This window comes from Geobacillus sp. B4113_201601 (assembly GCF_001587475.1).
Taxonomy (GTDB): Bacteria; Bacillota; Bacilli; order Bacillales; family Anoxybacillaceae; genus Geobacillus; species Geobacillus icigianus.
In genome coordinates this window covers 32,944-45,183 of record NZ_LQYX01000029.1, presented here as the reverse complement: position 1 = coordinate 45,183, position 12,240 = coordinate 32,944, and the positions used below count along the sequence as shown (strand labels likewise).

11 protein-coding genes and 2 pseudogenes are annotated in these 12,240 nt (G+C 43.1%); all 13 read right to left on the bottom strand.

Translation table 11 applies throughout. The features are described 5' to 3' along the window. Positions 1–163: 163 nt before the first annotated feature. Positions 164–472 carry a hypothetical protein gene (locus B4113_RS20295; protein ID WP_235207621.1) on the bottom strand — a complete coding sequence of 103 codons (309 nt, stop codon included), beginning with the start codon at positions 470–472 and terminating at the stop codon, positions 164–166. After that, a complete protein-coding gene (locus B4113_RS20290; RefSeq protein WP_235207620.1) occupies positions 459–839 on the bottom strand; it encodes a hypothetical protein in 381 nt (126 codons plus the stop codon). The genes B4113_RS20295 and B4113_RS20290 overlap by 14 nt, the downstream gene beginning before the upstream one ends. Positions 840–900: 61 nt before the next feature. Then, positions 901–1,116, bottom strand: coding sequence for a nuclease domain-containing protein (locus tag B4113_RS20285; RefSeq protein WP_235207619.1), 216 nt, complete (start codon positions 1,114–1,116; stop codon positions 901–903). Between the two features lie 125 nt (positions 1,117–1,241). Next, positions 1,242–1,973, bottom strand: a pseudogene (istB, locus tag B4113_RS04140) (IS21-like element helper ATPase IstB). A 38-nt stretch (positions 1,974–2,011) separates the two neighbouring features. Beyond that, positions 2,012–2,416: pseudogene (locus B4113_RS18480) on the bottom strand (IS21 family transposase); the annotation flags it as partial. Positions 2,417–2,841: 425 nt separating this feature from the next. Beyond that, entirely contained in the window at positions 2,842–4,038 is a 1,197-nt protein-coding gene (gene lhgO / locus B4113_RS04130; protein ID WP_033020906.1) for an L-2-hydroxyglutarate oxidase, read from the bottom strand. 174 nt (positions 4,039–4,212) lie between these two features. Then, positions 4,213–5,007, bottom strand: a complete 795-nt coding sequence (locus tag B4113_RS04125; RefSeq protein ID WP_081917050.1) for an ABC transporter permease — start codon at positions 5,005–5,007, stop codon at positions 4,213–4,215. After that, a complete protein-coding gene (locus tag B4113_RS04120; RefSeq protein ID WP_033020904.1) occupies positions 5,007–5,939 on the bottom strand; it encodes an ABC transporter permease in 933 nt (310 codons plus the stop codon). Before B4113_RS04120 ends, B4113_RS04125 begins: the two co-directional genes overlap by 1 nt. After that, complete coding sequence (locus B4113_RS04115) at positions 5,903–7,009, bottom strand: ABC transporter ATP-binding protein (RefSeq protein WP_033020901.1); 1,107 nt, start codon at positions 7,007–7,009, stop codon at positions 5,903–5,905. Before B4113_RS04115 ends, B4113_RS04120 begins: the two co-directional genes overlap by 37 nt. An 18-nt stretch (positions 7,010–7,027) precedes the next feature. Further along, on the bottom strand, positions 7,028–8,134 hold the full coding sequence (locus B4113_RS04110) for an ABC transporter substrate-binding protein (protein WP_033020900.1): 1,107 nt from the start codon (positions 8,132–8,134) through the stop codon (positions 7,028–7,030). 169 nt (positions 8,135–8,303) lie between these two features. Continuing rightward, positions 8,304–9,617 carry a (Fe-S)-binding protein gene (locus B4113_RS04105; protein ID WP_051985093.1) on the bottom strand — a complete coding sequence of 438 codons (1,314 nt, stop codon included), beginning with the start codon at positions 9,615–9,617 and terminating at the stop codon, positions 8,304–8,306. After that, the gene (locus tag B4113_RS04100) at positions 9,617–11,026 is read right to left on the bottom strand and encodes an FAD-binding oxidoreductase (RefSeq protein WP_200878285.1); all 1,410 of its coding nucleotides are present in this window, start codon (positions 11,024–11,026) and stop codon (positions 9,617–9,619) included. The genes B4113_RS04105 and B4113_RS04100 overlap by 1 nt, the downstream gene beginning before the upstream one ends. Beyond that, positions 11,026–11,745, bottom strand: a complete 720-nt coding sequence (locus tag B4113_RS04095; RefSeq protein WP_033020895.1) for a FadR/GntR family transcriptional regulator — start codon at positions 11,743–11,745, stop codon at positions 11,026–11,028. Before B4113_RS04095 ends, B4113_RS04100 begins: the two co-directional genes overlap by 1 nt. Between the last annotated feature and the right edge of the window lie 495 nt (positions 11,746–12,240).

Sequence of the window (12,240 nt, the reverse complement as noted above, 5' to 3'; positions counted from 1 at the left end):
AACAATCCAAGCATGTTTGACCATGGGCTCAGATCTATTTTACTAAAACATTCCGGAAAACAATATCGAAATTTGTCGAAACAAAAATTGATCATCATGCACACCACTTGTTCATGGAGGTGCGACCTTGTTTTCCTGTCATACCTACATAGTCATCCATCATTCACTCCCCCATCATCCCCACCACTTCGCGAAACACGGCCGATGGCTGCTTGCGGAGCAGTTCAGCGGCGATCGTTTTTCGCTTCGCGCCGCTCGTGATGGTGAGCAGGCCGTTTTCAAGGCGGATGAGCAAGTTTTTGACCCGGTATGCCGTGATTTTTGATGCCTGGTCCAAGTAGCGGGCGTCAAGGTCGAAGCGAACGCGGTCGGACAGTCGCCGCAGCAAGCGCCAAAGGGCAATTTCCTCGCTTGATTTCATGAACAGCTCGGGCAGCTCTTTTGCTTGTTTGATTGTATTAAGCGTCGTCATCGCGTAAACGGCGATGCCGTAGCCGACGGGACGGATGACGGTTTTGGAGAAAGTTCCAGCTTTCGATTTCGAAGCGAACGTATTCGTCATCGCTTCGTTTCGGCAGCTCGGCGATGGCCGAGCGTTTGACGATTTTCGCGTCGGCGATTTTGCCGAAGCACGTGACCCCGTTTTGCGGGGCAGCTCCCCGCTTCAGGTAAAGGGCGATGTAGCGCGCCGTTTGCCAACCTTTTTTCAGCTGCTTGACCGGGATATGGTAGAAGCGGTGTTTCCGGTAGGCTTCGTAATGCCGCGCGCTTGGGACCATGCCGACAAGCACATGCTCATCGAAAGCCGACCGCCATTCTTCGATGATCCCTTGCGGCAAAATGCCTTCGTTTTCAGTTCTTCGGGATTCTTTTCAATCAGCCGCTCGATGAACTGCTTGACTAGGTGGGTGGTGTTCGGCAAAAACGGCAGGCCGCCGATGTTGACGTCATTGATGCTTTTGTACGCGGGTGCGCTTGGTAGCTGTCTTCGTCATGCCACGGAAACGGCACGTAGGCGCCAAAGGCGGTGCGCTCGTATGGGCCGCCGCGGCGGGCGACAAGTGAATCGCGGTAGCGGTGCATCGTGTTGATGTCGTCTTCCATCGGGCCTGACATTCCGTACCGTTTTTCGTATGAGCTGCCCGAAACGGCGAAGTCCAGGCGGTATTTGGCTGTTTTTTGCAAGCAAAAAGTGCAGAGAATTGCAAGAAAAAATACATAGGCTTGGCTGCTCCATGAATTTATCGTTCAACCGAGTGAGAAGGGGGCGACTGAACGGCAGAAAGCGCGTGCCGCAAGCGGTAGCTCTCTCCCGTAAACGCGAGAATGTGGGCGTGATGGACTAAACGATCCACTAGCGCCGCCGTCAGGCGGTTGTCCCCAAACACCCGATTCCATTGTTCAAACTCTAAATTCGATGTCACGATGACACTTTTTCGTTCACAACAATCGGCAATGATGTGAAACAGCAGTTCCGACCCCTGCTTCTGGAAAGGCACATAGCCGAGTTCATCCAAAATCAACAGCTCGCATGTGTCGATTTGCCGTTTGAGCCGTCCGAGGGTGCCGTCTTTTAACGCCTCTTCGAGCTGGGCGACAAGATCGGCGACACGGAAAAACCGAACTTCATGGCCCCGTTCACACGCTTTTCACCCTAATGCGGTGGCGAGATGGGTTTTTCCTGTTCCCCGCGAACCTAAAAGCAGGACGTTCTGTTTTTGCTCCAAAAAGCGAAGGTCGCAAAGTTCTTCCTTGGAGGTCGTGGTCGGTCAATGAATCTGGTCCGACCATTCGTCATCGTTGAGCCATTTCAACTCCCGGAACTTCGCCTTCTTGATCAATCGAGCCTGTTTTGCTTTCTGACGGAACGACAGCTCCAACGCCAACACATCACGCAAAAACTGTTCCTTAGTTTCGTAGGCCACCTGCTCGAATCGCTCCGCTTTGATAAGGATACGGTTGGGAACCGGGATGCTATGAACCACAAACGCCTCCCCATCGACCGTCACTTCCCGAAATCCACCTGTGCCTCGCCTAGCGGGTGCTCTAGTTGTTCATAGCGCTGTTCTTTCTCGAGCTTGAGCTGCGGTCTTCGTTTTTGCACGTACGCCGCAAACGGTGTGATAGGAGCCTTGAAATCCATGATCACGACAAAGCGCTTCAAACATCGTCTTGTTCGTTCGCCGTTGTTTTCTCGGCAGCTTGGCATCTTCCTCTAACCAGTCGTCAATGATTTGTCCGTATCCTTCCTCATCCCCTTTTTCCGTTTGACAGTGGGTTGGACAGAAATGTCTCCATCTGCGTATTTCTTGACCGTTCTCCAGTTATATCCCGTTTCGCGGGAAATTTCCGCAATCGACAACCCTTTCTTTTCACGCAGTTTTCTGATACGATGAATTTCGGGCATTGTCAGCATCCTTTCGCTCCTCCACTGTTTGGTTATGTGTTCACAACTTCCACAGTAGAGGAAATGTTAGGGGCTGGCAAGCTTTTTTTATGCCATGAAGCTCTGCACTTTTTTGTTGCAGAACTCTGTATTTTTATTTTGCACTAAACAATCGCGCGGGTGGAAGAGGAGATTTATTTGCTGAAGAAGGTGGAGTAACAAGTTCCTTTCATCCCGACTGTTTCCAAATGCATGGTCTACTTTTCCCGTTTCACCGTCCATCGTCTTTCGAAAAAACCCCGCTACTCCACCATAAGGCTACAGTAGAGAAAACATGTTTTTTCTTTAATAATAACCACAATAACCTCACACTCGCAGGGTTGAAGCGATCTAAAGATATGAAAATCCTTCGCACAGTGCCGTCGCAAGCCTCGCTTGCGCCGGGCAAACTGCTCTCAACGTCCCGTCATCTCCAGAGTTCGCCGTGTGATCTCCTCTCCGATAGGAAAACAGGCTGTTGCTGCAGGTGATGGGGCATTTAAAACATGAACGGTTCTCTTCGTATTAATAATGTAAAAATCATCAACGAGTGTTCCATCAGAGCGCAATGCTTGGGCGCGTACGCCTGCCAGCGCCGGGATCAAATCGTCCGCCTCTACATCTGGAAGCAAACGCTGGACATTTTTTACAAAAGATATTTTGCTATATGAACGGACCATTTCTTCCATTCCTTCTCGCCAATACGTCAAGGCTAATTTCCAAAACCCCCTAAACGAGAAAGTATCTAGCAGGTCCTTGACATCCACATCCGTTTTTCTGTATCCTTCACGCTTGAATCCAAGTACAGCATTTGGTCCCACTTCCACCTCACCATTGATCATTCTTGTTAAATGAACGCCAAGAAAAGGAAATTGTGGATTCGGAACAGGATACACTAGGTTTTTCACAAGGTAGCGTTTTTCAGGACGCAACTTATAGTACTCCCCACGAAAAGGAACAATTTTTAGGTCCATTGCTACTCCCGAAGCACGAGCAATACGGTCGCTATGCAACCCTGCACAGTTAACTGCAAAATCAAATGATTGGGCGCCGCGGTTAGTAATTACGCGGACTTTTGAACGCTCTTCTACGATTCGCTCCACCTTTGTATTTAATAATAGTTCGGCGCCTACATCCTTTAATAGTGATGCTATTATTTCACAAACCTTCTTATAATCGACGATGCCAGTTTCTTTTACATGAATAGCCCTGATCCCACGAACATACGGTTCGAAATCTCGCAAACGATCCTGACCAATCAACTCGAGATTCAGACCGTTTTGCAACCCACGGTCATATAAGTTTTTCAAGAGTGGAAGCTCTTGCTCACTCGTGGCTACAATCACTTTTCCACATCGTTCAAAAGGAATCCCATATTTCTGACAAAAACGAATGAGCGCTTCCCCTCCTGATCTCGCAAATTTTGCTTTATAACTTCCAGGTTTATAATAAATCCCTGAATGAATAACACCGCTGTTATGGCCTGTTTGATGCGCCCCCCAATGATTTTCCTTTTCAATCACTGTAATTTCCGCCTCTGGTCTAGCCTGCTTAATAGAATAAGCGGCAGCTAAGCCAACAATTCCTCCTCCAATAACGGCTATATGAATCATGTTAAGATCTCCTTATTTCATACTTTCTTTTCGGAATAGTCTCTGTCCGCTGTGCTCTACATCATTTAAAAAATTTCCGCTTTTTTCCACCGACAAAAAAGAAAGAACGGGGAAATTCTTCCCCATCTTTAACACGATGCTTCGTCATGTAAGCAATCACAATAAAGTGAACGGTTAGTGGGTACTTCCCAACAGTTTTCCAACACCATGAATTTTCTCTAAAATCAAAATAAGTACAATTGAAATCAAAATTACAACACTCGAAACCGAAGCGACAATTGGACTATATGCATCTTGCATTGTTGAAAAAATTTCTAAAGGCAATGTTCTCATCTCAGGAGACACCATAAATAATGAAACCGTAACATTATCAAATGAAGTCAAAAAAGAGAATAACGCCCCGGATAAGACCGCTGGCCGGATTAAAGGAAATGTTACTTTCCAAAAAACAAGCACCGGACTAGCTCCAAGAATTGCCGCTGCCCGTTCTAAATTGTAATCAAAACCACTTAATCCTGTTAGGACAAAACGAACTACATATGGTACACAAATAATAATATGAGCGATCAAAAATCCCGTCGGAGTACCCGCTAACAATATAGGCGTGAAATAAATTAATAAGGCAATGCCCAGTACCAATTGTGGAACAGTCAACGGAGCAGTTAACAACGAGACAAGATAAGATTTCCAAGGTATATCGTATTTGGCAATAGCAAGAGCTCCTAATGTTCCCAACAAGACTGAAAACAATGATGCTAAAAAAGCGAATTTTACACTATTCCAAAAAGCTTCGGCAAACTCTGGCCGTTCTAGCAACTTGGTGTACCATTGTAATGAGAAACCCTTTGGCGGAAAACTCGGATAATTGGCGCTGGTAAGTGAAGCCGGAATGGTTACAACCAATGGGATTAAGATGTAAATGAGACTAATTATGGCTAGTAATAGTCTCAATCTTCTCAAAATACTCATTAGCGAAACACCTCCCGATAGCGCCCCTTTTCCATCATTCGAGTAAAAATAGTAACCATGATTAATGTAATGCCAAGGAGAATATACGAAATGGCAGATCCGTACGTCCAACGCAGTAAGTTAATAATTTGGTCATAAGCCACAACCGGAAGCATAGGTACATTTGCCCCCCCCATCAGCGCTGGAGTCACATAGGCACTCATCGACATACTAAAGACCAACACGACCCCTGATACAATCCCTGGTAAACTCAAGGGCAAAGTAACCGACCAAAATGAACGGAGAGGACCGGCGCCGAGAATGGCTGCAGCTTTCTCAAGAGATGGATCAATATTATATAAACTTGTAGCAATCGATAAAATCATAAATGGTAAATAGGCATTAGACAGTCCTATAACGACACCTATCTCCGAAAATAACAATTTAGGCGGTGAAGTGGTAATACCAAGGCTAATTAATAATTGATGGACTGTCCCGTTTGGTAATAAGAGAAGATACCATCCGAAATTACGAACAACAACGCTAATAAGCAACGGTGAGGCTACAAGCAAAGTTAATAATCCGCGGACACGCGGGGAACATTTAGCCATTGTTAATGCTACAGGATAACCGAGCAACAGGGATACCACTACAGTGTACAGGCTTATTTTGATTGTCAGCCATAACGAATGTAAATAGTAAGAATCAGTAAAAAAATGTACGTAGTTTCCTATGCTATAAAACGCATTCGTTTCTCCTTTGGTTTCAATAAAACTTAAATATAAAATGTAAAGCATTGGTATCACAAAAAAACCGAAAATAAGTGCCACTAGGGGGAACAAAAGCAAACCGCAATATATATATTTTCTCCAATTTCTTTTTCTCCTTGCCGTAACAATTTCTGTTGACAATCTGACTATTTTTTGACGATCATCATATCTGACGGGTTCCATCCCACAGTCACCTCAGCTCCTATTTTCCAATCCGATTTAACGAAAGCTTGTAGCACTTGCACCCGTTTTCCAAACAATAGCAACTCAATTTCCCAAGCGGAGCCAAGATAGTTCATTTGAACGATCGAAGCATTGTACTTGTTGTAATAAAAAATTTCTGGCTCGCTTTCTTGTTCCTGAATGGTTAATTTTTCTGGTCGAATGTACAGTTTGACCTCATCTCCAATTGAATAAGAACGTTCTGGGCCCATCATATTTTTTGACTCAACGAGTACCTGAACGCCTTCCTCTAACTCAATACATACCATTCGACCGTCGACCGTTTTTACTTTACCCTCTAATTGGTTTGATTTCCCAATAAATTGAAAAACGAACTCGGTGCATGGATGCTCATAGATTTCCGTTGGTGTTCCAACTTGTTCAATTATTCCCTTATTCATTACCACGATTCGATCAGACAGGGAAAGTGCCTCCTCTTGGTCATGTGTAACAAAAATAGTTGTAACCCCCACCTCTTTCTGCAAACGCTTAATTTCAGCCCTTAATTCATAACGTAATTTAGCATCAAGATTGCTGAGTGGCTCGTCAAGCAACAATAACATTGGTTGCACTACTAGAGCACGAGCAATTGCCACCCGTTGTCGTTGCCCTCCGGATAATTGGCGCGGATACCGATTCTCCAATCCCACCATTTTCACTAAATCTAACGCCTGCTCGATTCTCTTCTTCCTCTCTTCTTTTGGAACTTTACGCAAAGATAAACCAAAATCAAGGTTTTCATAAACAGTCATATGCGGAAATAGAGAATATGTTTGGAATACCATTCCTAAACCACGTTTATACGGAGGAATATGTGTCACTTTTTTCCCTTTAATAAATACTTCTCCTTTATCAATATCAAGAAAACCAGCAATGACATTAAGTGTTGATGTTTTGCCGCACCCAGAAGGGCCAAGCAAGGTGAGTAGTTCACCTTGCTTGACTTGCAAATCGATACCGTTTAGGATAACGTTTTTCCCAATCTGTTTATAAACTCCCCTTATTTCTACGTCATTTACTACTGTTTGCATATGCTTTCACTCCCTAATTTATTTTCTAACCTTTTTCCCTAATTCTGGTGTAACTTCTTTAGCCCAACGATCTGTCCATTCTTCCCGAATTTCTGCCATCTTTTTAAAATCAGGGCGGAAAACATGATCACTATCTTTTAGACCAATAGATTTTTCGTACTTGGGCGCTACCTTCATTTCTTTGAGCACCGGGTAGAAACCGCTTTCTGCGATTTGTTTTTGCGACTCCTCACTTATCAAAAAGTTTACGAATTTTATCGCTGCTTCTTTATGTGGAGCATTCTTGACAACCGTCGCGCTGAATGCTTGCAATGGCGCTCCCTCTTTCGGAATAACCATTTTCAAAGGCACTCCCATATCAATCAACTCAGCTATCGCATAGCTGCCCATAACAGTGACATCTGCTGCTCCTTGTTGCACAGCTGGCATCATTTGAGTAGAGTTTTTGTAGAATGTATTGGAATAGCTAGCTAATTCCTTAGCTTTTTGCAAACCAGGTTCCAAATTATCCAAACTTCCACCATTAGCATTGGCAAGGTTATAAAGCAAAGCAAAACCCCAGTCATTGGCAATGTCGGCGAATGCTGTTTTTCCGTTATATTCAGGTCGAATAAGGTCATTCCAGGATGTAATGGGTGCCCACTTGTGTTTCTCAAACGTTTCCGTATTGTATGCAGGAGCAATTACCAACCCAAACACAGGCACTCCAACATTATTTACGACAACAAATCGCGGATCAACCTTATCCATGTTAGGAACTGTCGATAGATCTAATTTTTCAGTCAACCCTTTGTCATTAGCTCTTTGTACGTCCAAGGGTACATAAAACGCGACATCGTATTGGGGAGCGTTTTTCTGCAATTCCACCTTTGACAATATTTCTCCAGATAACCCAGGAACAAAGTTTACTTTAATTCCGTATTCTTTCTCAAATTTTGGAGCAATTACTTCGCGAATAGCTCTCTCGATTTTGCCACCATTCCCCGCGACTGTAATTTCAGTCGCACCATCTCCCGAATTGCTAGCCGGTTTAGCTTCGCTAGTTGCTTTAGGATTTGGAACACTGCAACCGACTAAAGACATAACAATTATAGAAACTAATATGGCAATCCAGCGTTTTTTCATCCGATTTCCCTCCTAACTTCTATTTACCTAGTTGTAAAACACGTAGCCCTTCTACCATACAATTTTCTTAATTACCACACATTCTTTTTGCCCCCCTCAACAGAAAACGTTTTCAAAAATGTTTATGTTAAAAAAACAGAGATGCTCGGTTTTGTATAATATTTCTTTTTTAAATCCACCTATTTTCCGTGATTTCACATGCCTCGGCGAGCAATTCAACAAGATGAACTGCCTTTATATGATCATGGAGATTTTCCTTGGCAATGCCCACCTTCATTTGCAATAAACAACCTGGATTAGTCGTTACAATAACATTCGCCTTTGTATCCTTAATATCAGACATTTTTGCATTAAGGATGTGCATAGACTCTTCAAAATGAATTAAATTATAAATCCCACCCGAACCACAGCAAAGGTTAGGATTATTTAATCGCATAAACTCAATGCCTTCAATCGACTGAATCAATGCTTCCGGCTCTTTTGTAACTTTTTGAACATTAGTCATATGGCAAGAAGGCTGGTAAGTAACCCTGTAAGATAAGACTCTCTCTAGTTTTAAACCAAGCTTATTTAAAATCACGCTAATATCTGCTACCTTTTGCTTAAAATGTCTTGCGCGCTCCAACCATTCGGGATCGCCTTCGAACAATCCATCATATTCCTTCAGCATGGCGCCGCAACCTCCCGCGCTATTTACAATATAATCAAACTCCTCTTTTTCAAACACTTCAATGTTACGTTTTGCCATTTCTTTTGCTAGTTCTTCTTCCCCAGCATGCAGTTGCAACGCACCGCAACATGTTTGATTATTAACTACGACAACCTCGCAACCAACCTTTTGCAATAGGCGAATGCTAAGTAAATTAATTCGGTAAAAAACCGCTTCCATCACACAGCCGGTGAAAAAGGCAACTTTCAAAGCTGGACGCTCGCTAATCGAAGGGTATCGGCGACCATCGTTTTTTCGAAAAGGAGGTTTCGCTTCAGTTAATCCCTTATCAAATAACTCCAACTTTTTCGGGAGCAAATATCGAAGCGGCTTCATATGAACAACCTTTTTCACACCTGATTTCTGATATACCCATAGAAAGCTACCAAGCTTATTCATGATGCTTTTACTTGGAAACACATGTTTAAAGACGAAACCCTCACAAAAACGCCGCAATGGAGACGAAGTCTGCTTTTTGTGATAGCGAATACTGCCTTTTACAAGCTCAAGCATTTTCCCATATTGGATGTTGCTCGGACAAACATGTTCACATGCACGACAGCCAAGACAAAGATCGATTGGAACACTTAATTCATTCACTGTGATATGTCCTTCTGCCGCCATACGAACAAGATTGATGCGCCCCCTTGGGGTTTGTGTTTCCGTTTTCATTGTCAAATAGGTAGGGCAGGAGGGCAGACAATAGCCACATCGAACACAGTCATATGTTAAATCCGCCGCCTTCTTTAAATACACGTTTTCTTGGGCTTCCATTATCTTAACACCAACCTGTCACCTGGTTTTGGGAAAATCTTTCCTGGATTCATAATGTTATTTGGATCCCACGCCTGTTTAATGCGTTTCATCATTTCAAGCGAAAACTGATCAAATTCCATTGGCATAAAGGACTTTTTCATCAGCCCGATTCCATGTTCCCCGGAAAGCGTTCCTCCGAGATCAAGGGCGGCTTCAAAAATCGCAGCCACCGCTTTCTCTACCTTCTTCATTTCCTCTTTATTGCGCTGATCACAAAGAATGTTTGGATGAAGGTTTCCGTCGCCAGCATGACCAAAAACAACGAGCTCGATGTCGAATTTGTCTTTAATTTCCCTTAACCGTTTTAGAAAAGATGGAATTTGGCTTCTTGGAACCGTCGCATCTTCAGAAATTTTCGTTGGTTTGTGTCGCGCAACAGCCGGAGACACAAGTTTTCGCACTTTCCACATTTTTTCTTCTTGGTCACTCGTTTCAGCTTTTTGGACGCGCAACGCTCCTGTCTTTTGCATTAATTTATAAACATAGTCCACCTCATCTCGAATAGCTAGGGGATGACCGTCAAGTTCTATAAAAAGAACCGCTTCGGCATTGATAGGCAATCCCATCGGCCGGTAACTCTCCACCGCCCAGATAGATGCTTGATCCATGAACTCGATCTTCGACGGAAGAATCCCCGAAGTAAGTACATTGGTAATCGCATAGCCCGCTTGCACAATATCATCGAAAACTGCCATAAGAGAAATCGTCGCCTGCGGTCTCGGAATAAGACGCAAAATTGCCTCTGTAATAATGCCAAGTGTTCCTTCTGAGCCAACAATTAATTTCGTTAAGTCATAACCTGTGACATTTTTGATCGTTCGTCCACCTGTGCGTATAATATGGCCTTCCGGTGTGACGACTTGCAATCCTAAAACATAATCTTTCGTTACTCCGTATTTCAGCCCCCGCGGCCCGCCCGAATTTTCCGCAATATTTCCAGCAATCGTCGAGACATTAGAACTACTCGGATCTGGGGGATACATAAGACCAACTTTTTGAGCAGCCCGATCAATGTCAGCTGTAATTACACCTGGAGAAACAACAGCAATCATATCATCCCTGTGGATTTCCAATACATCATTCCATAAAGATACATCAATCACTATCCCGCCCTCAATAGGCAAAGCCCCTCCACTTAATCCAGACGCATTCCCCCTTGGTGTAATGGGTATTTTTTCGCGATTGGCGAGTTTTGCAATTCCAGAAACTTCCTCTACACGTTTCACTTGACAAACAAGATCAGGCACAAAAAAACCAAAAGACGCATCATAACCATAACTAAGAAGATCCGTTTTTTTAATAAGAACTCTTCTTTCCTCTCCAACAATCCGAACAATTTGATCTACAATATCTGGCTGTAGCGGCATCATTCACCACCTCTTATATACCGACCTATACCTTTGTAACGCGCAATGACACTTTCAAGATGATAACGCATAGCCTGACGTGCTTTTCCTCCATCACCAGACAATATAGCTTCATAGATTGCACGATGCTCTTGAAGCACCCTTACAGGATCCCCTGCCCCCGCAAATGTATTAACTGCATTTTTGGTAACCGATTTAAAAAGCTTGTCAGAGATGAATTCCATTATTCTAAGAAACAGTGCATTTTGAGACATTGATGATATTTGCATATGAAAAGAAAAATCTGATTTAGCCGGCAATTTCCCTGACATAACCTCTTTCTCCAGTTCAGAAAACAATTGCGTTAACTTTCTTTTATCATCTTCTGTTCCTCTTATTGCTGCATAATAAGCTGCTTCCACCTCAATAGCTTGACGAAATTCCATAAGTTCTTGAATTTCGGTGTCATCATCTCCAAAAATATAATTTAAATCTAGAAAATGATTTCCTATCTCCCTGACAAAAGTTCCCACTCCAGGGCGTATCTCTAAAACACCAATAGCTTCCATAACAGCAATGGCTTCCTTAATCGTAGTGCGTGACACCTGAAACTTTTCCGCTAAATCACGTTCTGAAGGCAGTTTATCCCCTGGCCTTAATTGTCCTCGACGAATCAACTGTTGAATCTGCTCAATAATGGCTTGATAGACTCTTTTCTTCCTAATCGGTTTGATATCCATTTTTCCCTCTCCATATTTTTCTGTAATGCTTAACGGGATACCTTGTGTGGAGTTTTCATAGAACTTTTGATGCTACCTTACCAGTTACGTCAATTGATCTTTATTTTTTTAACTGCATTTCTTTTTGACGCTAGATGGAGAGCGAACGTTCTCATAAGCATTTCTGATTCTGAGATGAATTAAGGAAAACATTATAGGTAATGTGAACCTTACGTAGTGAAACAGCTCGTGGATGGTGCAAATTTTTAGAGGATCAGTGGTTGGTCCACCATACCACTTTAGCTAGAATATAACGCAAAAATAATTTATTTGTCAATATTGAATTTATTTAATAAGCAGAATATTTTATCAATAACTACTGATTAGCGTTTTTCATTACAGTCATTTCCATACCCTAAGAGACAAACAGAGTGTCCCTTAGGCAACATAGAGATGTTTTTTGGTCACATCAATGGGAATTCTCTTGCTTCGCAGCGTCATCGACGAACTCGACAG